Source organism: Commensalibacter intestini A911 (assembly GCF_000231445.1).
Lineage (GTDB): Bacteria > Pseudomonadota > Alphaproteobacteria > Acetobacterales > Acetobacteraceae > Commensalibacter > Commensalibacter intestini.
This window is the reverse complement of the sequence record NZ_AGFR01000001.1, coordinates 43970-66368: the sequence shown is the minus strand read 5'-3', so window position 1 is coordinate 66368 and position 22399 is coordinate 43970. Positions and strand designations below refer to the sequence as shown.

Here is a 22399-nt window from a genome sequence, read left to right as displayed (position 1 = left end):
ATGCCTGCAAATTTCGATATTTATGCTACCCTTGTTGGCAATATTGTTAAACGCTATGCAATTGATTATCAATCAATTGGCCTTCCAAGAAAAGTAAGCTATTGGGAAATCTGGAATGAGCCTGATTTAACCGTCTTCTGGAACAATAATGTTGCAAGTAATTATTACTCATTTTACTCTAAAATTGTAAAAGTCATTAAATCCATTGATCCATCCGCAAAAGTTGGTGGATCTGCTGTCGCCGCAGGCTATAATCCTGGTGGTGTTTATATTGATGGTTTCTTAAATTATTGTAAAAATAACAATACACCAATTGATTTCATCTCTTGGCATTATTATGGCAATCTTACAGGTGATCCTCAGAACATATTAGATGTAGGCAACTCTATTCAAACTACATTAGCAAAATATGGTTATGGTAATCTTGAAAGTATCTGTTCAGAATGGAACTCTACACCGTTTAGTTCAGCTTATAGTTTTTCAAGAGTTCAATCTGCACAAAATGCAGCGTATATTTCATCAGTATTAATGTACATGCAATATTGTAAAACGGATAGAGCGCATTATTATCGTGCAGATGCTTCTTCATTTGGGCTATTTAATGATAATCCTCAACCAAATAATACTGCATCTAAATCATTCTGTAGTTATGCCGGACAAAGTTTTGGGCTATTTTCAAAACTACTTGATGAAACGCCATATATTTTAAATCAAACCAATGATTTTACTACTGGATTAACAACACTAGCTACTGAAAATGCCGCTGGTAATAAAATGAATATCCTTGCAGCAAATTATAAGGTAGATCTTGATTTTACACTTGCAAAAACACCACCAACAGTTGCTTATCAACAGTACTATTTAGATGCGAATAGAACAACGGATCAGTTGAATGATGATTGGAGTAAAAATGAATGGTTTGGAGGTAAGGATCCTAATACACTTACTTACAATAACACCGTCACTCAAAACCCTGCAGTAGAAAATACTCCTCAATATGGAGCAGATGGAGAATTAACCGCAAGACCAAGAAACTATACACAAAGTAATGCGGGTGCTGGTTTGACAATCAACAATATTGCAAGCAACTATAGAGCATATACTATTACTGTCTATCGCATTAAAGAAGGCGGACGTCTTGATCGTATGACACCAGAAGAAGTCACTTCTTCTATTTCAGCATACATGTCTAATGGAACCTTAAGTATTACAGATACTGGGGCTACATTATCAACCGTTACTTTATATAGCATCGATTTTCTAACTAGTGACAATGGTAATTGTAACGATCCAATCTCTTTAAATTATACGGTAACAGCTTCTGCAAATACTACTATGCCATTAAGTTTCTTTTTACCCAAAGATTATATATTTGTTAAGACGCATACCTCATATAAATTAGAACTGTCAGTTCCCTCAACGGCTATAAGTAATTGCCCGAACGGCACAGCAATGACAGGCGCTATTAATACATGTTCAAGTAATGCTCCTATTCAATTTTCATATGATCCTTCAACGTCATCATTTATTCCTTTTAAAAATAATGTATTATGTCGTGACATTAGCGGTCCAACATATATATGCCTACCTAAAACTACAGTAGTGCAGTGTAATTTAACAGCCCCAGCTGGTACTTTAGTACCCCAAGTATATGCTGATGCTAGTAACAATGATGGTAAGACTTATTACAATCCTGATTGTAATAATGGCGATCCAGTTTCTGTAAGTTATACGGTAGATTATTTTACTGCAAATACTTCTATGCCATTAACTTTATTTTTACCCAAAGATTATATATTCCTTTATCCTAATATCTCATATAAATTAGAACTGTCAGTTCCCTCAACAGCTATATATCAGTGCCCGAACGGCACAGGAATGACAGGATCTCTTAGTACATGTTCAAGTAATGCTCCTATTCAATTTTCATATGATCCTTCAACGTCATCATTTGTTCCTTTTAGAAATGGTAGATTATATAGTGCTGTTGCCGGTAGAACATATATCCGTCTACCCACACGTCAACAAGTGAAGTGTACTTTAACAGCCCTACCCGGTACTTTAGTACCCGCAGAATATTCATAAAACCTAACTTAAAATACATTGGAATCAAAAAAGATTTCTATGTATTTTAATACTCAATGATTATATTTTGAATTACTTTCAAAATATAATCATTCATAAACATAATACAACAAACTATCCAACTATTTTCCCATGACATTTACTTTGCCGATCAAATAACAAAATTGCTATTTCTATCGACACAGGGTCAAGCACTTGCTTTACAATTTCCAAAGCTTTTTGGGCAACAAAATCCCCTAAAGGAACCACTCCCTGACAAAAAGCAAAAACTTCAGCTGTTGTATTGGCGGTTTTAACCTGCTCAACCATTGCTGTGCTCGCACCAAGCTGTGCGACCCATTCAGCCAACAACTCAAGATCCACAGAAGAACGTTTAGAGTGTAAATCTAAATGACCCTGAGCAAGTTTTGTCATTTTCGCAACGCCACCAGCGAGCGTCAATTTTTTTACTGGATGTGTCTTAATATATTTTAAAACACCGCCCGCAAAATCACCCATTTCAATCAAGGCTGTTTCTGGCGCGTCATAGATTTTTTGAGCTGCTTTTTCCGATACATTGCCCGTTGAAGCAATCAAATGATCAATATTTGCTGCCCTTGCGACATCAATCCCTCGATGAATAGAGGCAATCCAAGCTGCACAAGAAAAAGGAACTACAATCCCTGTTGTACCCAAAATAGAAAGTCCACCCAAAATCCCTAAACGAGGATTCATCGTTTTTAAAGCAATTGCTTCACCATTCGTAACACCAACGGTTACCTCAACATCAGGATCATCAACAACCTCAGATAAAGCATTGATCATCATTTGACGAGGCACAGGATTAATTGCAGGCTCCCCCACCGCCAAAGGTAGACCAGATTTCGTCACTGTCCCAACCCCTTTGCCTGCTTTGAAAACAACACCTGCACCATGAGCAATACGTTTGACTTGCACCACAATTTCAGCACCATGAGTCACATCGGGATCATCGCCAGCATCTTTAATCACCGAAGCAATCGCACAATCTGTGCTAATCAATTCCTTTTTTAACACAGAAAATAAAACTTTTTTCCCAGATGGAAGGGTAATCTCTACACAATCCAAGAAAAAACCATTATGTATAGCAAGATAAGCCGCTTTGGCAGCAGCCGTTGCACAAGCCCCTGTTGTCCATCCATAACGTAATTGTTTATTCTCTTGGTTCATTCATCTTCCCTTCAAAGCAAACTATGACGCATTCTGAGCAAAACGCAAAGGGGTTCATCATCGCAGCCCCAAAATCCGCCAGTGGAAAAACTACAATTACACTGGGATTACTCACCGCATTAAAACGCAGAAACATTAAGGTTAGAGCTGCAAAATCTGGGCCAGATTATATTGATCCTGCATTTCACGGTGTTGCCACTAACGCAACTTCTTTTAATTTAGATAGCTGGGCAATGCCCGCTCCTTTACTGGATAATTTACTAGCCACCACATTGCAAGAATCTGAACTCACCATTATCGAATCTTCTATGGGTTTTTTTGACGGTATTGAAACGAAAAATGGTCACAGAGGATGCGGTGCTGACCTCGCAGAACGCTATCAACTCCCCGTCATTTTAGTCATGGATGTAACAGGACAAGCTCAATCCGCAGCAGCCATTGCTTATGGGTTTGCAAACATCAATCCAAACATCCAAGTCAAAGGGGTGATTCTGAATAATGTTGCCTCACCCCGACATCATGCCAGCACCGAAGCTGCCCTCAAACGCATTCATATCCCTGTCCTAGGTTCTATTCCTCGTGACCCGACACTCCATTTACCTGCACGTCATTTGGGACTAATCCAAGCAGAAGAGCATCAAGATCTCGATCTTCATTTAAATCATCTCGCAGACATTGCAGAAAAGCATATTAACATTGATGCGATCTTAAGTCTTGATACGACGGTCGATCTTCCAAAACCTTCACACTATATTGCCTTACCCCCACCAGGGCAACGAATTGCCATTGCAAAAGATATCGCTTTTAGTTTTATCTACCCGCATATTCTCAAAGGATGGAAAGACCAAGGGGCAAGCATTCACTTTTTCTCTCCTATGAATAATGAAGCCCCTCCAGATCATTGTGATAGTTGTTGGCTGCCTGGTGGCTATCCTGAATTATATGCCGGACAGCTCTCAAATGCTGATCAATTTATTAAAGGTCTACAATCATTCGCTCAAACACGACCAGTGCATGGAGAGTGTGGAGGATATATGGTCATGGGGAAAACTCTCATCGATAAAGAAGGTGTTGTCCATCAGATGACAGGATTACTCAGCCATTCTTGTAGTTATGAAAAACGTAAAATTCACCTTGGCTATCGTCGAGCATTCCTGAATACACCTAAACAAGAGTTGATCCACGGACATGAGTTTCATTATGCCACAGTGATTGACCCAGGGCATGATCTTCCTTATGCTACCCTTACCGACGGCACTGGAAATCCATTAGGAACAGAAGGTGGACGACGAAATTTAATTACAGGCTGTTTTTTCCATAGTATTGCAATACAACCATGAAAAATTTTGAGACATTAGCACAATTAAGACAAGCATGCTTAGACCTCCCTTCTAAAGACGAAGCAAGCGAACAAGCAACCTATGAAAAGCAAAAAATGCTTTTAAAACCTCCTGGCAGTCTTGGAGAGTTAGAAAATTTAGTAGGATGGTTGGCTGCATGGCAAAGAAAATCTGAGCCAACGCTTAATCGTATTTGTATTATAATTTTTGCTGGTAATCATGGCGTGACTGCAGAAAATGTTACCCCTTATAATGCCAGCATTACAGAAATGATGATTGCACAAATCAATCAAGATGGGGCTGCAATCAATCAACTTGCTAAAAATGCAAATGCAGAGCTCAGAGTTATTCCAGTTAATAATCTAGAACCCACAGCGAACATTGTTCAATCGCCAGCAATGACAGAAAAACAATTTTTACAAGCTGTTGAAGCTGGTTATAACGCCGTCACCCCTAATATTGATTTACTTTGTTTAGGAGAAGTTGGCATCGGTAATACCACGATTGCAGCAGCCCTAAGTGCGGCTTTGTTTGGGGGAGATGGTGCACAATGGGTCAGCAAAGGCACCAGCAGCGCACCAGAATATGTCACCAACAAACAAAAAGCCGTTGATAAAGCTTTGGCACAACATCAATCCATCCTTAATGATCCATTAGAGATTTGCAGATATTTTGGAGGATATGAAGAAGCAGCGATGTTTGGTGCAGCTCTTGCCGCACGTCATCTCAACATTCCAGTTTTATTAGATGGTTTTGTATGCACAGCTGCCGTTGCTGCATTACAAAAATTAAATCCAACAGGACTAGATCATACCAAGATCAGCCATCTTTCTGCTGAAAAGGGACATTTACTTCTCGCTGGAAATTTAGGTCTTTATCCGTTGATTGCTTTTAATATGCGTCTAGGCGAAGGAACAGGTGCTGCAACCGTTGTGCCTTTACTGAAAGGGGCTTTAGCTTGTTATACGGGTATGAATAGCTATCAAGATGCAGGACTTCCTCCTCCACAATCATGAGCTTATTTTTCAGAAAAATTCATGCAGATCTTTATTGCGGGCTTTCATTCTTTTCTCGTCTGCCTGTTCAATGGCTATATCGCTCAGACTTTCCATTCTCTTTTGGTCGTGCCATTTGGACATGGCCATTTGTATCTCTCCTCTTAGGTTCCTTAATCGCGTTTTTCTTTTTTACTGCCTCTCACTATTTTCCATCCCCTTGGATCGTCGCGTTTTTAACGCTTGGATTTCAGTTATTACTAACTGGAGGATTACATGAAGATGGGCTGGCCGACATGGCTGATGGATTTGGTGGAGGAAAAGATAAAGAACATAAACTATCCATCATGCGAGATAGTCGCTTAGGATCTTATGGCGTTTTAATACTCATCATTATATTGGGCTTACAAGTCAGCAGTCTTGCTTTCCTTGCGCAATATTCTTATAAAGCCATTCCCATTTTAATCATTGCCGCTATTCTATCACGGATGAGCATTCTATTCCCTCTCTATATTAGCAAACCTGCAAGAAATGATGGTTTAGCCAATACGCTAAAAAATATGCCTCTTCCTGCAACAATCATTGCCACTATTGTAACGCTTATTTTGACTTTTTTATTAGCACCATTACTTTGTGCAATCGCCTATATTCTCTTGGCCACTCTTATTTCGATGGGAATAATGCTCTTCTCTTATCGGCATATTCAAGGATATACAGGGGATATTTTAGGCGCTATACAAGTTTTTGTTACAACGGGGCTTCTCGTAACTAGCACTGTCTTTATCACTTTATTCTAATTTAGAATTTAAAAATCTCTAGCTTCCCAAAATCAGGCAGGTCTCCCAATAATTCTATTGGTTTTATATTCATCGCAACTTGACGCAATAACCGCAATGGCCCACCATGAGAGACAATTAACGCATCTTCTTGCCTTTGTTGAATCTCTTGCCAAACCTCATGGACACGATCAAATAACTCCTGTCCATTTTCACCACCAGGAATATTCCACCCCCAAGGATCCTTTGCCCACTCGTCAATAAGCTCCTTAGTCAGGTCATCCCATAACTTCCCTTCCCAATGACCAAAATGAAACTCTAATAAACGATTATCTATTTGATAAGAAAGCTGGTACTGATCCGCAATTTTGTGAGCAAGTTTTAAACAACGTGTTGCTGGAGAAGTATAAATTTTTATATTTTGAAAATAGCCAGGTAAAACTGCATATTGTTCCCACTCTTCTTTCAAAGAAACATCTGTATGTCCATAACATAAACCAACAGGAACATTCACTGGCGGATGACGCATTAAGCCAATTCGAAAATTACTTTGTTTCGTTAACTTGGATACATTAATCATTCTATATTAAAAAACTTCAACTATTATCAAAGTCCTCTTGATCTTCCATCTCATTTTTACGTTGCTGCTTTTCAGACCAACGTCCGTTTATTATATCCCACAATGAATAAAACATCGCGAGCATCACTAAAACAAGAATACAACCAGACAACATAAATATCGCTTGCCCCATTTTTTTCTCCTTCTGCCCTTCCATAAATTATAGAATATAATTTTTTAATTAATATTATTAAGTAAAATACTTAATTTTAGTGAATACGTCAAAATTAATCAGTGACAATAACACGATCTGTATTCATGCTATAAAAGGAATACTCAGAAGAAACCAAATCTTCTGGCACTCCTTCAGATATGATTAAGGTAGTTGTTCTTGAATATAAGGTGGCAAACAAAAAGAAGCTGTATGAACTTCAGGAGACCAATATTTTGTTTTCCCTAAAAGGTTAGCTTTTTGCGCACGCTCAGTAATTACATCGACGGACTGTCGTGTTCTATTAGATCCTTTCCCTGCAATACCTAATGTCATAAACCCACCAACATATGTTGGTACTGCTGCAACATAAGCAGAAACATAAGAAAAGAATTTCGCTCTACGTAAACTAGTTTCACGCAATTCATCAGTTTGCATAAACGGAACACCACATTGATTAACAATCAATCCTTGTGGAGTTAAAATACGTGCACAATCACGATAAAAAGCATCTGTAAACAAAACTTCACCCACACCAATTGGATCTGTACTATCGACAATAATAACGTCAAAACTTCCATCCTTGGCATCAGCAACATATTTAATTCCATCACCAATAATCACTTGTGCTCTAGGATTATCCCAACATCCATCAGAGATTTTAGGTAAAAATTCTTTCGATAAAGAAACGACATCTCCATCAATTTCAACCATCGTGGCTTTTTCAACTTCAGGATGTTGTAATACACGACGTAAAACGCCCCCATCCCCAGCACCAATAATTAAAACATTTTTGGCATTTCCATGGGTAAACAATGGAACATGCGTTAACATTTCTTGATAAACAAATTCATCTTTTTCAGTAATCTGTGTGACACCATCCAATAATAACACACGGCCATAAAAATCATTTTCAATGATACGAATATCTTGAAATTCAGATTGTTTATGAGCCAACTCTTTATCAACACGAAAACTTTGTTTCCACTCTTCATAAAGTGTTTCATCTATCCATTGTTTAGACATTTCAATATCCTTTTAAATATTTTCAAATGCAAAAAAGCTGGACAATTCAAGTTGCCCAGCTTCTTATCGATCTGTAAATACGGCCGATCAATACTCTAACTTAGAGATTTTCTTTGCCACGTCTTTGTTCATCCAAAACGATACGCTCTGGTTTAAAGAAGCGCTGTAAAACAGGAATAGAGGTGTATGGATCACATGCACCGCACATAAAAATGTCTAATGCAGCAAAATTACGTTCTGGCCATGTATGGATTGAGATATGGCTTTCTGCCAACACGACAACACCAGATACTCCACCATTCGGAGAAAAATGATGGAAATGGCTATGCAAAATTGTTGCCCCAGCAACAATTGCAGCTTCGCGCAAAACACGATCTATTTCTTCAGGAGAATCTAGATTCGTCGCATCCCATAGATCCACAAGCAAATGTGTCCCTGCGAAACGCATACCGTCTCTAACAATAAAGTAATCTTTGCGATCTTCCATGTCATGTGAAAGATCACCCGAAACCTGGTTATTTCTCGGAGTTTCCGAGACCATCCCCAGTTGAGCAAGTGCGTTCATCAACGTACCCCTAAACCAGTAGATAGCCTGTTGGGCTTTACGCCCCCTTGGGCCAAAAGAATTCGAAAAATTAGAATATATTTACTGTGATCAAAAAAATATCTAACATTACGAAAAACCAATTTTTTTAAATCACTCTATATTCCATGGAACAAATGACTAGCGTCATACTTGGGTTACTATATGACCCGTTCTCTAATGAATCACAAGTTTTTTTTTATTATTTTGATATTTTTTTTGTAAATTTATAAAAAAACACAATATTATATTATCTTATTTTTTTCGTATATTATTTTTTTTTCTTTAAAAATACATTTTTTTCTTGGCGTAAAGGTCAGTTAATATTATAACCCTTTAAAATCAAGTAGTAAGGATAGTTTATTTACATCAATCGTTTTTTTACTATATGCAAAAGTAGGTACAGAATATATGGATACGTTTTCATTTGACAATGACTACAAACCTTCTGATGACGAAGATTTTATGAACCCTCGTCAACAAGCATACTTTAAGGCGAAATTAGAAGCATGGCGCGATTCGATTCTTGAAAACTCCACAGAGGCTTTAACACACCTCTCACAAGATCGTACCACTGACATTGACCTTAATGACCGCGCCAGTTCAGAAACAGATCGTGCTTTAGAATTGCGCACACATGATCGTGCAAGAAAATTATTATCAAAAATTGAACAAGCATTACGAAAAATAGAAGATGGCAGTTACGGATATTGTGAAGTCACTGGTGAGCCCATCAGCTTAAAACGTTTAGAGGCCCGCCCTGTTGCAACATTATCAATTGAAGCTCAAGAGCAACATGAAAGAAAAGAAAAAGTCTATCGAGATGACCTCCCTGTAGATTAATTTGATCGTTTCTTCAAAAACCTTGTTACCCCATAGTAACAAGGTTTTTTTATAAATCACATATTATCTAATAAACGCACGGATCCTAATTTAGATGCCGTAATTAGCCGTGCATTCTGCTGCCATTCTGATATTTTACATAAAGAAGCACCATCAACTAAATTAAAATAATCAACCTCAAATCCATGATGAGATAAATTTTCAACAGCATCTTTTAATACCATAGAAACAGCATCTCCATTTAAGAGTCTTCGATGGCTTTCTTTTAATACTTGATATAATAAAGCTGACTTTTGATGCTCTTCTGGCGATAAAAAACGATTTCTGGAAGATTTCGCCAAACCATCTGTCTCACGAACAATGGGAACACCAAAAATTGAGATCGGGATGTTTAAATCTTCAACCATCCTACGAATTACTTGTAATTGTTGCCAATCTTTTTCACCAAAACAAGCAATTTGTGGTTTAATTAACGAAAATAAACGATAAACAACGGTTGCTACTCCTGAAAAATGTCCAGGTCTTTTTTCACCTTCCCACAATAAAGATGGTCCATCCACTGTAATATGTGTTGCAAAACCTTTTGGATAAATATCTCCAACACGTGGCAACCAAACAAGATCAACGCCATGTTGTTCTAATAACTTAATATCATGCTCCTCAGTCTTAGGATAACGAGCAAAGTCCTCATTCTGATCAAACTGAAGTTGATTCACAAAGATAGTTACAATACAATAATGAGATAATTCTTTGGCACGCTTTACCAAAGCCATATGCCCCTCATGCAGAGCCCCCATCGTTGGAACCAACGCAATCGAGTAATCTTTAAAACTTGCTCTAGCTTGTAAAAATTCTTGTAATGTACGCGCTACAATCATAAAAAAACCTTCATGATAAAATAATAAAAACCAACAAATTATTTATGTGCTGTTAGTAAAAATATCCTTCTACTCATACCACAAAAAAAGTGCTTAAAAGCAACAACATCGTTGTAATACGATTCCACTATAAACAAAAATGATTTCAAAAAAGTAAAAATTATCTTACACAATAATATACTAATTAATTTTACTTAAATATATTTTTAACATTTTCCTTTAGGATGGTTGATTATAAAATGCTTCGCAAACTATCCCCTTTCCTTTTATTAGGACTCCTCACCGCTTGTGGCGGCCCTCCTGCTGGTCAAGTTCGCCCAGTACAAGGAGGATCAATATACTCTCAACAACAGCAACAACAGGCAAATTCATACTATGATGATCGTGTGCCTGATTTTGCTACTAAAAATTTTGAACCTTTTGCTCGACAAGAAGTTGTCGCAATTGCAATGCGCGAATGGCGTTTATTTGGTCAACCTGTTGTAGATTATGATCCTTCACAACATCCCGACCCAACCATTCCAGATTTCAAGGCAGAACGTATGCCTGGATTATGGGAACGCGTTGGTGAATATTGGTGGATCGGTATGGACCCTGGTATGGCTGAAGGTAGCTATACTGGTAAACATAATTCTAATGGTAGCGTTTTTGACTTTCGCAATGACGGACATTACGCTTGGTCTGCCGCCTTTATTTCTTATGTGATGAGAATTGCTGGGGCTAATAATCGCTTCCCTTACTCTCCTAACCACTCAACCTATATTAATGCAGCAGCCTCTGGAGATTCTCCAATTTTGCGTGCACAAGACCCCGGGGCTTATGCTCCTAAATTAGGTGATATGATTTGTACAGCAAGAGGAAAAAATCGAGATAGTATTCGCTTCTCTAGCCTCCCAACAAGTTATGGTTTCCCTGCACATTGTGGAATTGTTGTAGCCGTTGACGAATCAGGACAACCTTTTGGACGTCAAATCAGCATTATTGGCGGGAATGTCGATGATTCTGTTGCGTTAACTCATGTTCCTGTTGATACAACAGGAAAAATTGCTGCTCCAGATGGAACTAGCTATGATACACGTTATCCATGGTGTGTTGTACTAGAAGTTCTTTATGATGCTGAAGCAGTAACAAACAAATAAAAATTATATTGGCTGAATTGCAGGTAGCTTTTCAGCCAACCACCCAGCAATAGTTCCTGTATTACCTGTTTGATCTGCTGGCCCTTCAAAACCATCAGTCACATTAATTACATTATGAAAACCAGCTTGCTGCGCTAGATCTGCAGCCAACAAACTACGCTTACCTGATCGACAGATAAAATAAAGCTTTTGTTCTGGCTGAATTCCTGCCGCTTTTAAATCTAGAACAAATTTATCGTTTCTTTCTCCAACAATATTTTGAACGCTCACTCGAACAACATCTTTTCCCAAAGAGAGTAAATCAGGATATCCAATTCTATCCCATTCTTGTGGTGTTCTCACATCAATTAAAATGGCATTCACATCACTTTTCAACTGTAACCACGTTTCCTGAGGCGTTTTTTCATCAATCATTTTTTATCTTTCACTTAATAATACTTTATACAACATAATAGATAGAACATTACTATATATTACTATAAAAACACTTAAAGTGTATGATAATACCTATCACTATTTTTCGATCAATATTCACTCAATAAAAAATAATTAACAAAATAGACATTATCTTATTTTATATTTAATTTATACCTATCAAAAGTAAATCTCTTTACCCTTTGAATATATAGTACGGAATACGGCAGATTAAATATGGAACATCCTGCACATTTATTAATTGTTGATGATGATCGTGAAATTGTTGAGCTTCTTTCTCAATTTCTAAAACGCCATCATTTCGAGATTAGCACTGCTTATAATGGCGAACAAACACGTCAAATATGGAAAAAGAATACATATGACCTTGTTATTTTAGATCTTATGCTGCCAGGAGAAAGCGGTTTTGAAATTGCACATTGGTTAAGACAGCAAGACGATGTTCCGATTATTATGCTAACTGCTATGGGGGAGGAGGCTGATAGAATTATTGGGCTGGAATTAGGAGCTGACGATTATTTAGCCAAACCCTTTAATCCTAGAGAATTACTTGCACGTATCCATTCAGTCTTGCATCGCTCTCGCCGTAGAAATCAAGCAAATAAAATTCAAGATAAAAAATCCATTCAATTTGGAGAATGGATTTTAAATACAACATCACGCCAGTTACTACGACTTGATAAAACAGAAGTGCCACTCACCGGAAAAGAATATGACTTACTCCTTGCTTTATTAGAGCATGCCCCTCAAATCGTTACAAGAGACCGTCTTTCTGATATTCTCTATGGACATGAGCTTCCTCCAACAGATCGTACTATTGACGTTACCCTCAGTCGCCTAAGACGTAAACTACAAGACGACGGACGACAATCTCAAATCATCAAAACCGTTCACAGAGGCGGTTACCTTATTGCAGTGCCTGTTCGCCATGTCTAAAAAAAAACATAAACCATGGCGTTTTTGGCCATACTCTCTTGCTGCCAGAACTGGCCTTCTCTTAATCATTGGGATTGGATTAGTCGAGGCATGCGGGTTAATGATTCATACATTAGATCGACTTGATTTTGATCGTATTACTCAAGAACAAGAAGCGGCTAACCGTGCAACTGCTATTTATAGAGACATTTCGGAAGTTGATAGTGTCGATCGTATTGATGAAATCAATGATCTAGATCCTATGCATGGATTTACTATTTTTCTTTCAAATCAACCTGATTTGCAAAAAATCTATCCTCGTTCACAAAAATTAGAACAAACCGTCTCTCATCTTTTAACCACGGTTCTTTTTCCACCTGAACTCCGTCCCGCACAAATTATTGCCGCTTCTGACCGTAATACCCACCGTAGTGCAATCGCTTTTCAATTACCTGATGATAAAAAATGGTTGAATATCAGCTATACGCTTACTTCACCTAACCCTTTTACTTCCGCAACTTTTCCGATTGCCTTTTTCGTCATGGCGACTGCTACAGGACTCTTAACCTTATGGGGCGTTCGTCGATTAATCGCTCCTGTTGGCACATTGGCCGCTGCTGCTGAACGATTAGGACAAGATGTAAACGCCCCCCCTCTACCCGAAGCAGGTCCATTAGAAGTTGCCCGTGCAGCACGTGCTTTTAATAATATGGCTCATCGAATTAATCGCTTTGTAAATGATCGTACACAACTCCTATTATCCATTGGACATGACCTACGCACCCCTATTACCCGATTAAAACTACGCTCTGAATTTATTGAAGATCCAGCTTTACAAACAAAATTCATCAAAGATCTAGACGAGTTAGAAGCCATGATTAAAGCCACTCTTGATTTTGGCAGAGACAATACACGTCATGAACCAATTGCTTCTTTGGATATAACAAAACTGTTAAAAACGCTTATCTATGAATTGCAAGAAACACACCCAGACAAAAAAGAAGCTATTCTTTTATGCGAACCAATCCCTCACCTTACCATTAAAGCACGCCCTATCAGTTTAAAAAGAGCGCTACAAAATCTTATGGAAAATGCTTTACATTACGCAGGCAATGTGTCTGTTACCCTGAAAATAGAACATCTTTCAACAGCTAAAGATCCGCATCATGATCAACGAGTTGTGATTTTAATTGAGGATAATGGCACAGGTATCGATGAAGACTCCTTAGATCAAGTATTTGAGCCTTTTGTTCGTATGGAAACCAGCCGTAACCGTGCAACAGGTGGAACAGGTTTAGGGCTATCAATTACACGTAATATTATTCATGGACAAGGTGGAGATATTACCCTAAGCAATCGACAACCTCATGGTTTATGCGCAAAAGTGACATTAATGGCATAAGCCTTATTCTATTCATATAAAACCTTGCAGATCCAAGATAAACATGGCAGAGCTATAACCATTCTTTGATAATCAGGAATAATTTTTCATGCTGAACCGTCTCTATCAACGAGCTATCCAATTAGCTGGAAGTCGTTATGCAACCATATGGCTTGCTTGCATTGCTTTTGCTGAAGCAAGTTTTTTCCCTATCCCTCCCGATGTCTTATTGTGCCCCATGATCTTAGCTAAAAGACATAAAGCATGGTTTTATGCGACAATTTGCACTATTTTTAGTGTTTTTGGAGGATTATTAGGTTGGATAATCGGTGCATTTTTATTGCAGTATTTAGCAATGCCTATTGTGCATTTTTATCATGCAGAGCAACAACTACTAAATCTTCAAGAAAAATTTAACCACTATGGTGTGTGGATTATCCTTATAAAAGGATTAACCCCTATTCCTTATAAATTTGTAACAATTGCTTCTGGTGCAGCACATTTTTCAATTATACCTTTTATGATTGCAAGTTTAGCGACACGTGGAATACGTTTTTTTGCAGAGGCTGCACTCTTATATAAATTTGGCCCACCTATTCAAGATTTCATAGAAAAACGTATGATTTGGGTTGCAACAGCATTTTGTATTTTATTAGCAGGCGGTGTCCTCGCCTTTAAATATATCTAATCGTTTTTGATATAAAATAAAAAAGCCTGTTTTAAGCAAGCAGGCTTTTTTGTAACATTAACCTTTTATCGGAGATCTCTTTACGCGCATACTTTTTTGTAATGCTTTTGTGTATTCTTTTATTTGCTGCTCAGATAAAACAAATCCCACAGCACCATAACCAGGATGTTGAAAAGCAAGCAATGTGCCAGCAGAATCTTTATCTTTTTGTATAGCCCAGTTGGTTTGATAAGCAGGCTTTATTTTTGCCCCTTTAATTTCAGGGATTGCCTTTCCTTCAGCCATAGACCAATGTAAAATTCCCAAAACGCGAATTAGATCCTCTAATTCAGCTTGTGTTAAATCAATCTTAGATGGTGCGTCCTCACCACCAGTAAAAGTCAACGTTGTATTCTGACGATCCTCTGAAAGCTTAATATTAATATCAATAGCCATCTTATTTCCCCACCTCTTATGATTACTCTAAAATTGATATCGTTTTTATGAAAAATATACAATAGCAAGAATAATAAGCTATGACTATTTTACATTTCCATTACCGCCCCAAATCCACCAAGGATATCGTTGCTTTAATAAAATAGCAGCCTCATTAGCTTGCTCTGCAGTTTCAAACAGACCAAAACAAGTCGCTCCAGAGCCACTCATTCGAGATAAACGACAGAATGGTAAACCCTCTATTGCTTGTAATACTGATGTGATTTTAGGATTTAACAAACAAGCTGGAGGCTGCAAATCATTGGTCAAATAAGATAATTGTTGAATAAATTCTTCAAAAGAATTTAAATTTTCACCTAATATAGCTCGTTCAGAGAAATCTGCTTTACGGTTACGGAAAATATCAGGTGTTGAAACTGCCTCACCATGATTGACCAATAACATCCCAAAATCAGGAAGATTTGGAAAAAAAGAAAGCCCTTCACCAATCCCTTCCATCCGTTGCGAAACAGGATGAAGACAAACAGGCACATCCGCACCTAATTGCAAAGCTATTTTTGCTAAATCTTGTGAAGATATTTTTAGCCCCCAATAACGAATTAACAAACGTAATGTCGCCGCAGCATCCGTAGATCCTCCACCAATTCCAGAAGAAACAGGTAAATTCTTTTCAAGACATAAACAAACTGGAGACAACTTTTTATCTTGTGCATACGCAACCAATTGATAGGCTGCTTTGATAATTAAGTTATTCTTTAAATCTTCACTATGTAATGAAGCAGAAAAAGGCCCTACGATTTGCAAGGTCACCAAATCTACTTGACCTGCTTCAGCAGGAATAATCGTCAAATGATCCCCAACATCAGGAAACACCACAAGACTATCTAGCAAATGATATCCATCAGCTCTTTTTCCTGTTACATGCAAATGTAAATTAATTTTTGCATATGCTTTCTCTTCCATACTCAGGAATATCCTCTATTTCTCGGTATTAATAACTGCAATATCTTTATTGTCTTTAGCATTTTGCAATGCTTTTAAAATCAACTCTTTTTCTTCAGGAGTAGGCTTACAAGTCAAAGCGACATTCCATTGGTTAATCGCTTCTTGATGACGTCCAGTTTTCCAATAAGCAACCCCTAAATGATAATTTAATTCTGGATCTTGAGGAATTGTTTGTGCAGCGAGCTCAAGTTGCTTCACAGCATCTGCATATTGATCATTTGCCATCATTGCCCAACCCAGACTATCACGAATAGCACCCTCATCAGGAGCAATATCGACTGCCTTTTGTAAAATCTCTTGTGCTTCTTGAAGATTTTTACCTTTTAATACCCAAGAATATCCTAAATAATTTAACAACATCGGTTCATTAGGAGCAAATACTAACGCCTGCTTTAAGTCTTTCTCTGCCTTATCCCATTCCCCTAACTTCTCATAAGAGACCGCTCTTGCAAAGAAAACAGGCCAAATACTACTATCCATTAACTGCGTTAAATCAATGACCTTACTATAGGTTTCCACGGCTTCTTTGAATTGCTTTTGATCGAAATAAATATCTCCCAAAGCTTGTCTTATATCTGCGGATAAAGGATATGCCTGAATAAGCGCTTTAATTTCCTGTTCAGCTTCTTTGTTATGATCTAGCAATGCATTTAACCGTGCTACTCTTAGTCGAATCACCGTTTTTAACGGATCATTTTCAGCAATCGGTAATAAAACATCTTTTGCTGCCTCATAATGTTTCTCTTGTGCTAATATCCCAGAAAGCATCATTTTCGCAGATGATAAGTTTGGGTTTAATTTTAATGCTAGCCGTAAAAAGATCTGTTCTGTATGCAATGCGACCTTATTTGCCACTTTTTGATCAACATCACTATCATCTTGCTGAGAAGAAAGCTCTTGCTGCAGTAAAGAAGCCATTGCTAAATAGACTTGTGCAACAGCTTGTTGTGCATTCTGCAATGGAAAATGTTGCAAGTTATTTTCCAAATCTTGTGTAGACACAGCTAAAAACGGTAAGTTCTTGACTAAATTACTAACCATTGCCTCTGCTTTACCCGCTCTATGATTGCGAATCAACCAATTCCCATAGGTCTCAGTTAAGAGCAAATCTTCACCAGGGAATAGCTTATTTGCTTTTTCGAAATAAACACCAGCATTGACTTCATCTTTCGCTAAACTATACATAATTCCCGCATGCAACGCATATAAAGCAGATAAAGGCTTTCCTTGGCTATTCTTCGTTAAAAGAGCTATTGCTTGATCTTTCTTCCCTTCACCGTACAAACACCATGCCTGTAACAAAGGATAAGTAATTTGACTAAACACATCCATTGGAGGATGAGAAACATAACGATATGCATCTTGCCATTGCCCTTTTACAATCGCATCATTTGCCAAAACTAAATCTGAGATGGGATCTTTTTGACCTTTAGCAAGCTGAACCGCAATATCATTTCCAGCAAGCACGCCATGATAAAACGTGATTCGACGTAAATCCGTATTATTTGGATTTAATGCTAACACATTATTATAAAGACGAGAGGCAACATCGCTATCATCTGTTCTAGCAGCGAATACTGCTGCTAAATAGTCACCATATCCCCCTTTTTTATGCTCGAAAGCTATCACAGGATCAGGATCTTGCGCTACAGCAAGGGCTTTTGAAGCCAAAGGAAATTCAACAACTATAGAAATAGATAAAAATATAGTGCATAACAAGCGCGGACATTGCATAATGTATATCTTTTCAATAAGCAGGATCTTTAACAATCTTAAGATTGATCGTCACCCAATATGTTTGATCATGTATCTCTTTTAAATCTTTATTCAGAATGGGGCGTTGATGAAACCCTTACCTCCTTATGTACAAACCATTTGGATAATGTAAAGTCAACACCTATTAATCCTGTTATAAAAACCTCTTCTCCTCATAGCAAGCCTCTTTTAAACCATCAAAATTATTCCTTACAAGCAAAAAACATAGACGAAATTTGCCAAGCCATTGCTTCTTTTAAAGAGTATCCATTACATCATACGGCAATGCACTCTGTTTTACCAAAGGGAAATCCACAAGCACCTATTTTTATCATTGGTGAAGTTCCTGATGCAGATGAGGATCGTAGCGGACAAGTTTTCTTTGGTCAGTCAGAATTCTGGTTAACTCAAATGCTTAACAGCATTAAAATTCCTCTAGAACAATGCTTTCGCATGCCGATTATTCCTTGGCGTCCACCAGGAGGAAGACAACTCTCTAATTCAGAGCTGAATACATGCTTACCTTTTTTATATAAAGCTTTAGAACTCTACAAACCTAAATTCGTTCTCAGCATTGGAACACTACCAGCACGGACGTTAACGCAAACTTCAACACCACTCAGCCAACTACAAGGAAAATGGCATACGATTCATCTACCTAATAGCCATATTACCCTACAATTATTTCCGTTGCGACATCCTTCACAAATCCAAGCTAGCGCTAAATTTAGACAAGAAACTTGGCTGGATCTTTTACGCATCCGTAATGCATTCAATGAAGCTAATATAAATTTCACCTAGTTAAGTCTTTGATTCATTAGCCATATCTTAAAAATGTTACTCATCTATTCAAATAAAAACTTGATTTCTTTGATTAACAGTTTAGATTCAAGCCATTATGCAAGAGATACATTCTATCTCCCCTGCGGTTGTGCGGGCTTTAGTAGTCAGTGCAACTTTGTTTGTCGGTGTTTCGATCTCTACTCGAGCACAAACACCTAAACAACAAGATCAATATGAAGAAGCAACTGTTTCAACTTCTCGTCCTTCATCGAGCGGGAATGGCAGTTCGCTTCGGCTTCCTCGCCCATTAGATGCGTTGGATGCTCGGCGTGTTCGCCACATATTTGACTTGCAACGTCAAGGGGACTTCACAACAGCTCAGTCTGAAACGGTTAACCTTTCAGACAACTTGTTGCTTGGCGATATTCTAGCCGAGCGTTATCTTAACCCTCTTTTCACCCCAAATAAGGGGCAACTTAGTCTATGGTTAAAGAACTTTCCAACTTATGCTGACTCTCCTGAGATCATCAAAAAATTGTCAAGTTTAACTCCCACTAGCACAACAACAGTGCCTGCCGATCATGCATTTCCTGTCTTAAAAACAAATGTTTCACAAGCATCTTTGCCAATACCCACAGAAGCAGATCCTATTAACTCCCCATTTAAAAGAAATCCTTTACTAGATCGAACCATTTATACTAGAAGCACTTTAGGTCTCAAAGGCGCACAAAGTGCTCTACATCTTATTGATAAAACACCTGGCATGACTGATTTATATGCCGCACAATTACAAGCAGAAATTGCACAACAACTCTTTGCCATCGGTCAAGATAATGGCGCCTTGCAAATTGCACAAAAAGCCTTTTCGCTTTCTAAAGGTCGCGTTGCTCTAGCAGGCTATATCGCTGGTTTGGTCGCATGGAAACAAAATAATAATGACTTGGCTTTTTACCTTTTTTCAAAAGCCTCTCATTCAGATATAACCTCATCCCACATTCAATCAGGATGCTTTTTCTGGGCTGCGCGCACACGTTTACAAGCACATGACTCCCGTGGTTATCAGGCATGGCTACATAAGGCTGCAAATACACCGTTAACATTTTATGGTATTTTAGCCCAAGAAACCCTACAAGAGAATAAACAAAACCTATCCGCGCAACCTTCTCCCTCTGATACGGCGAGTAATGTTGATATCAGTACGGTTGAAGATACACCGCTAGGAAAACGTTTTTTCGCTCTATTACAAGTTGGAGAAAACGATAGAGCTGAAACTGTTCTCAGACAATTATGGATGCAAAGCAATCATAATTTAGCCCTATCACGTTCAATACAGCTTGTTGCAAAAGCCACTCATTTCAATGGATTATCTGACCAATTACAGACAATCCTTACCCATCATGATGAAACCATTAAAAGCAACGTTGCTTTACCTATTCCTAATCTAAAGCCTAGACATGGCTTCAAAATGAATCCTGCACTTGTTTATGCGTTAACCCGATTAGAATCTAATTTTAACAGCAAAGCAACCTCTCAAAATGGTGCTATGGGTTTAATGCAAATTATGCCTGTCACGGCTCGATATATTGTCAAAGATCAAGATAATGTAACGTTAACACAGCCTACAGACCTTAAAAATGCAGCACTGAATTTGGAAATCGGTCAACTCTATTTACTTCATCTAGATGATCTTACCCATAAAACAGATGCTAAAAATGGCAACTTACTTCATATGCTTGCCAGCTATAATGCTGGGCCATCAATGATTGGCAAATGGCTAGAAATAACAGATCATCAAGGTGACCCTCTGTTATTTATGGAATCAATTCCATTACCAGAAACCAGAAACTATCTTCATCGTGCCTTAACTTACTTATGGATTTACTCGAACGAACTTCATCTTCCCAGACCATCATTACACACTCTCGCACAAAATGAGTGGCCTTGTTTTGATGATGAACAAAACGTTATGAAAGCAGTAACGATCCACTAAATCAAAAGGCTTTCCTTTTAAACCAAAGGAAAGCCTTTTTTTTATCATCATAAGACCTAATCTATTTAATTTTGTGCAACAGCCTGTCTACTGGCTTTAACCCTTGTTACTCGTCGTCCTTCCATTTCCATGACCTCAAATAACCAACCAGAAAAAACCACTTTATCTCCTGTTACTGGAACTCGACGTAATAGAGCAAGAATTAATCCACCTAATGTATGATAACTGCCCTCACCAGGAAGATCATCTAAATTAAGCTGATCCTTTACGCCATCAACCAAAGTTGTACCATCTAGCACATACTCATTAAGCATCCCAGATTCTAAACGAGGCGCATCCAAAGGCTGATTCACTTCGCCAACGATTGCTTTGAAAATATCGGATGCGGTAATAATCCCCTCAAAAGAACCATACTCATCCAATACCAAGACAACCCCTAGAACATCTGCTCTCAAGCGTTCCAAGGCATCCAACGCAGACATACTATCTGGAACCACCAACGGAAGCTGTAAGCATGCATCAATAGAAAGCTCTTTACCTTGTAACAACATAGTTAAAACATCGTTGGCTGAAATAATCCCCAACGGATTATCAATACCGCCTTCACAAACAACCAAACGCGTATGTTGCACATTTAATAAAATCTTTTTCAGCTCTTGCGCGGAAGTCGAACGATCAACCCATACGATCTCATTTCTCGGTCTCATTAACGCTCTGACTGGACGATCTGCCAAACGCAGCAAGCGTTCAATCATATTTCGTTCTTCAACTTCTAAAATCCCAGCCTGAGCACCTTCAGCAATATAAGCACGCAACTCTTCTTCACTGACTGCCATACGAACATTTTTATGACGACGTAGTAGTTTTAAAATGGCCTCTGAACATTTACCCAAGATCCACACACCTGGTGCTGCAATCTTAGACATAATTTCAAACGTTCTGGCTAATTTAACCGCAATAGCTTCAGGATCTTGTAAAGCCAATTGTTTTGGCACTAATTCACCGAAAACTAACATAAAAAACGTAATGGCTAAGACAACAATAAAAATAGACAAATCATCAGCAAATGGCCCGACCACAGGCACTGTACTTAGCCAATGACTTAAAGATGCTTCAATCCTTGCCCCTCCGAAAGCCCCTTCAAAGATAGAAACAATCGTAATTCCTATTTGAATCGTGGGTAGGAAACTTTGAGGATCGTCCATCAAACGGATCGCACGATCAGCCCCACGCACTCCTTGACGTTGCATCGTGACCAAACGTGTTTTTCGGCTAGAAATTAATGCTAACTCCCCCATGGCAAACATACCATTCAGAAAAATTAAACATAAAATAATAACAATAGAGATAATCATAAATTGATACTAACCTGATCCAAAAAACAGCAAT

The 22399-nt window shown here is 38.1% G+C and carries 22 protein-coding genes; 11 read left to right on the top strand and 11 right to left on the bottom strand.

What is annotated here, in order from left to right; all coding sequences use genetic code 11:
• Positions 1 to 2085 (top strand): GH39 family glycosyl hydrolase (locus tag CIN_RS11245; RefSeq protein WP_008853050.1); only part of this gene is annotated, 2085 nt, incomplete at its 5' end.
• Between the two features lie 114 nt (positions 2086 to 2199).
• On the opposite strand, the gene CIN_RS00300 is transcribed toward CIN_RS11245, so the two are convergent.
• On the bottom strand, positions 2200 to 3273 hold the full coding sequence (locus CIN_RS00300) for a cobalt-precorrin-5B (C(1))-methyltransferase (RefSeq protein ID WP_008853049.1): 1074 nt from the start codon (positions 3271 to 3273) through the stop codon (positions 2200 to 2202).
• 23 nt (positions 3274 to 3296) lie between these two features.
• Between CIN_RS00300 and CIN_RS00295 the strand changes: the two genes are divergently transcribed.
• From CIN_RS00295 to cobS, 3 genes are read left to right on the top strand one after another with little or no spacing between them, the layout of a single operon-like run.
• Positions 3297 to 4613 carry a cobyrinate a,c-diamide synthase gene (locus CIN_RS00295; protein WP_008853048.1) on the top strand — a complete coding sequence of 439 codons (1317 nt, stop codon included), beginning with the start codon at positions 3297 to 3299 and terminating at the stop codon, positions 4611 to 4613.
• Complete coding sequence (locus CIN_RS00290) at positions 4610 to 5629, top strand: nicotinate-nucleotide--dimethylbenzimidazole phosphoribosyltransferase (protein ID WP_008853047.1); 1020 nt, start codon at positions 4610 to 4612, stop codon at positions 5627 to 5629. Before CIN_RS00295 ends, CIN_RS00290 begins: the two co-directional genes overlap by 4 nt.
• The gene (gene cobS, locus CIN_RS00285) at positions 5626 to 6405 is read left to right on the top strand and encodes an adenosylcobinamide-GDP ribazoletransferase (RefSeq protein WP_008853046.1); all 780 of its coding nucleotides are present in this window, start codon (positions 5626 to 5628) and stop codon (positions 6403 to 6405) included. Before CIN_RS00290 ends, cobS begins: the two co-directional genes overlap by 4 nt.
• Position 6406: 1 nt before the next feature.
• On the opposite strand, the gene CIN_RS00280 is transcribed toward cobS, so the two are convergent.
• The 4 genes from CIN_RS00280 to speD form a co-directional block, all read right to left on the bottom strand.
• Positions 6407 to 6964, bottom strand: a complete 558-nt coding sequence (locus CIN_RS00280; RefSeq protein WP_008853045.1) for a histidine phosphatase family protein — start codon at positions 6962 to 6964, stop codon at positions 6407 to 6409.
• Between the two features lie 16 nt (positions 6965 to 6980).
• On the bottom strand, positions 6981 to 7136 hold the full coding sequence (locus tag CIN_RS11860) for a hypothetical protein (protein ID WP_170314014.1): 156 nt from the start codon (positions 7134 to 7136) through the stop codon (positions 6981 to 6983).
• 183 nt (positions 7137 to 7319) lie between these two features.
• Positions 7320 to 8180 carry a polyamine aminopropyltransferase gene (gene speE / locus CIN_RS00275; RefSeq protein WP_008853043.1) on the bottom strand — a complete coding sequence of 287 codons (861 nt, stop codon included), beginning with the start codon at positions 8178 to 8180 and terminating at the stop codon, positions 7320 to 7322.
• A gap of 100 nt (positions 8181 to 8280) precedes the next feature.
• Positions 8281 to 8745 carry an adenosylmethionine decarboxylase gene (speD, locus tag CIN_RS00270; protein WP_008853042.1) on the bottom strand — a complete coding sequence of 155 codons (465 nt, stop codon included), beginning with the start codon at positions 8743 to 8745 and terminating at the stop codon, positions 8281 to 8283.
• Between the two features lie 429 nt (positions 8746 to 9174).
• Here speD and dksA point away from each other — a divergent pair, with 429 nt between their 5' ends.
• Complete coding sequence (gene dksA / locus CIN_RS00265; RefSeq protein WP_008853041.1) at positions 9175 to 9606, top strand: RNA polymerase-binding protein DksA; 432 nt, start codon at positions 9175 to 9177, stop codon at positions 9604 to 9606.
• Positions 9607 to 9662: 56 nt separating this feature from the next.
• Here the strand turns inward: dksA and panC are convergent, their stop codons facing one another.
• Positions 9663 to 10484, bottom strand: a complete 822-nt coding sequence (gene panC / locus CIN_RS00260; RefSeq protein WP_008853040.1) for a pantoate--beta-alanine ligase — start codon at positions 10482 to 10484, stop codon at positions 9663 to 9665.
• A gap of 239 nt (positions 10485 to 10723) precedes the next feature.
• Between panC and CIN_RS00255 the strand changes: the two genes are divergently transcribed.
• Positions 10724 to 11623 carry a DUF2272 domain-containing protein gene (locus CIN_RS00255; protein ID WP_040363610.1) on the top strand — a complete coding sequence of 300 codons (900 nt, stop codon included), beginning with the start codon at positions 10724 to 10726 and terminating at the stop codon, positions 11621 to 11623.
• Between the two features lie 3 nt (positions 11624 to 11626).
• Here CIN_RS00255 and CIN_RS00250 read toward each other — a convergent pair whose 3' ends face one another.
• Complete coding sequence (locus CIN_RS00250; protein WP_008853038.1) at positions 11627 to 12037, bottom strand: rhodanese-like domain-containing protein; 411 nt, start codon at positions 12035 to 12037, stop codon at positions 11627 to 11629.
• Between the two features lie 237 nt (positions 12038 to 12274).
• On the opposite strand from CIN_RS00250, the gene CIN_RS00245 reads away from it, so the two are divergent.
• The 3 genes from CIN_RS00245 to CIN_RS00235 all read left to right on the top strand — a co-directional run bounded on the left by CIN_RS00245 (position 12275) and on the right by CIN_RS00235 (position 15042).
• On the top strand, positions 12275 to 12994 hold the full coding sequence (locus tag CIN_RS00245) for a response regulator (protein WP_008853037.1): 720 nt from the start codon (positions 12275 to 12277) through the stop codon (positions 12992 to 12994).
• Positions 12987 to 14375, top strand: coding sequence for an ATP-binding protein (locus tag CIN_RS00240; protein ID WP_008853036.1), 1389 nt, complete (start codon positions 12987 to 12989; stop codon positions 14373 to 14375). Before CIN_RS00245 ends, CIN_RS00240 begins: the two co-directional genes overlap by 8 nt.
• An 88-nt stretch (positions 14376 to 14463) precedes the next feature.
• Positions 14464 to 15042, top strand: a complete 579-nt coding sequence (locus tag CIN_RS00235) for a YqaA family protein (RefSeq protein WP_008853035.1) — start codon at positions 14464 to 14466, stop codon at positions 15040 to 15042.
• A 57-nt stretch (positions 15043 to 15099) separates the two neighbouring features.
• Here the strand turns inward: CIN_RS00235 and CIN_RS00230 are convergent, their stop codons facing one another.
• From CIN_RS00230 to CIN_RS00220, 3 genes are all read right to left on the bottom strand, one after another.
• Positions 15100 to 15477, bottom strand: a complete 378-nt coding sequence (locus CIN_RS00230) for a hypothetical protein (protein WP_008853034.1) — start codon at positions 15475 to 15477, stop codon at positions 15100 to 15102.
• A gap of 84 nt (positions 15478 to 15561) precedes the next feature.
• Positions 15562 to 16440, bottom strand: a complete 879-nt coding sequence (locus CIN_RS00225; RefSeq protein WP_008853033.1) for a 4-(cytidine 5'-diphospho)-2-C-methyl-D-erythritol kinase — start codon at positions 16438 to 16440, stop codon at positions 15562 to 15564.
• A 15-nt stretch (positions 16441 to 16455) separates the two neighbouring features.
• Positions 16456 to 18216, bottom strand: coding sequence for a tetratricopeptide repeat protein (locus tag CIN_RS00220; RefSeq protein ID WP_008853032.1), 1761 nt, complete (start codon positions 18214 to 18216; stop codon positions 16456 to 16458).
• Between the two features lie 60 nt (positions 18217 to 18276).
• Here CIN_RS00220 and CIN_RS00215 point away from each other — a divergent pair, with 60 nt between their 5' ends.
• Complete coding sequence (locus CIN_RS00215) at positions 18277 to 19038, top strand: uracil-DNA glycosylase (RefSeq protein ID WP_008853031.1); 762 nt, start codon at positions 18277 to 18279, stop codon at positions 19036 to 19038.
• 97 nt (positions 19039 to 19135) lie between these two features.
• A complete protein-coding gene (locus tag CIN_RS00210; RefSeq protein WP_008853030.1) occupies positions 19136 to 21010 on the top strand; it encodes a lytic transglycosylase domain-containing protein in 1875 nt (624 codons plus the stop codon).
• Positions 21011 to 21075: 65 nt separating this feature from the next.
• On the opposite strand, the gene CIN_RS00205 is transcribed toward CIN_RS00210, so the two are convergent.
• Positions 21076 to 22365 carry a hemolysin family protein gene (locus CIN_RS00205; RefSeq protein WP_008853029.1) on the bottom strand — a complete coding sequence of 430 codons (1290 nt, stop codon included), beginning with the start codon at positions 22363 to 22365 and terminating at the stop codon, positions 21076 to 21078.
• Positions 22366 to 22399 lie beyond the last annotated feature (34 nt).

Coding starts and splice junctions, on each gene's coding strand:
- CIN_RS00300 (WP_008853049.1), bottom strand. CDS start 3,273: ATGAACCAAGAGAATAAACAATTACGTTATGGATGGACAACAGGGGCT.
- CIN_RS00295 (WP_008853048.1), top strand. CDS start 3,297: ATGACGCATTCTGAGCAAAACGCAAAGGGGTTCATCATCGCAGCCCCA.
- CIN_RS00290 (WP_008853047.1), top strand. CDS start 4,610: ATGAAAAATTTTGAGACATTAGCACAATTAAGACAAGCATGCTTAGAC.
- cobS (WP_008853046.1), top strand. CDS start 5,626: ATGAGCTTATTTTTCAGAAAAATTCATGCAGATCTTTATTGCGGGCTT.
- CIN_RS00280 (WP_008853045.1), bottom strand. CDS start 6,964: ATGATTAATGTATCCAAGTTAACGAAACAAAGTAATTTTCGAATTGGC.
- CIN_RS11860 (WP_170314014.1), bottom strand. CDS start 7,136: ATGGGGCAAGCGATATTTATGTTGTCTGGTTGTATTCTTGTTTTAGTG.
- speE (WP_008853043.1), bottom strand. CDS start 8,180: ATGTCTAAACAATGGATAGATGAAACACTTTATGAAGAGTGGAAACAA.
- speD (WP_008853042.1), bottom strand. CDS start 8,745: ATGAACGCACTTGCTCAACTGGGGATGGTCTCGGAAACTCCGAGAAAT.
- dksA (WP_008853041.1), top strand. CDS start 9,175: ATGGATACGTTTTCATTTGACAATGACTACAAACCTTCTGATGACGAA.
- panC (WP_008853040.1), bottom strand. CDS start 10,484: ATGATTGTAGCGCGTACATTACAAGAATTTTTACAAGCTAGAGCAAGT.
- CIN_RS00255 (WP_040363610.1), top strand. CDS start 10,724: ATGCTTCGCAAACTATCCCCTTTCCTTTTATTAGGACTCCTCACCGCT.
- CIN_RS00250 (WP_008853038.1), bottom strand. CDS start 12,037: ATGATTGATGAAAAAACGCCTCAGGAAACGTGGTTACAGTTGAAAAGT.
- CIN_RS00245 (WP_008853037.1), top strand. CDS start 12,275: ATGGAACATCCTGCACATTTATTAATTGTTGATGATGATCGTGAAATT.
- CIN_RS00240 (WP_008853036.1), top strand. CDS start 12,987: ATGTCTAAAAAAAAACATAAACCATGGCGTTTTTGGCCATACTCTCTT.
- CIN_RS00235 (WP_008853035.1), top strand. CDS start 14,464: ATGCTGAACCGTCTCTATCAACGAGCTATCCAATTAGCTGGAAGTCGT.
- CIN_RS00230 (WP_008853034.1), bottom strand. CDS start 15,477: ATGGCTATTGATATTAATATTAAGCTTTCAGAGGATCGTCAGAATACA.
- CIN_RS00225 (WP_008853033.1), bottom strand. CDS start 16,440: ATGGAAGAGAAAGCATATGCAAAAATTAATTTACATTTGCATGTAACA.
- CIN_RS00220 (WP_008853032.1), bottom strand. CDS start 18,216: ATGCAATGTCCGCGCTTGTTATGCACTATATTTTTATCTATTTCTATA.
- CIN_RS00215 (WP_008853031.1), top strand. CDS start 18,277: ATGTTTGATCATGTATCTCTTTTAAATCTTTATTCAGAATGGGGCGTT.
- CIN_RS00210 (WP_008853030.1), top strand. CDS start 19,136: ATGCAAGAGATACATTCTATCTCCCCTGCGGTTGTGCGGGCTTTAGTA.
- CIN_RS00205 (WP_008853029.1), bottom strand. CDS start 22,365: ATGATTATCTCTATTGTTATTATTTTATGTTTAATTTTTCTGAATGGT.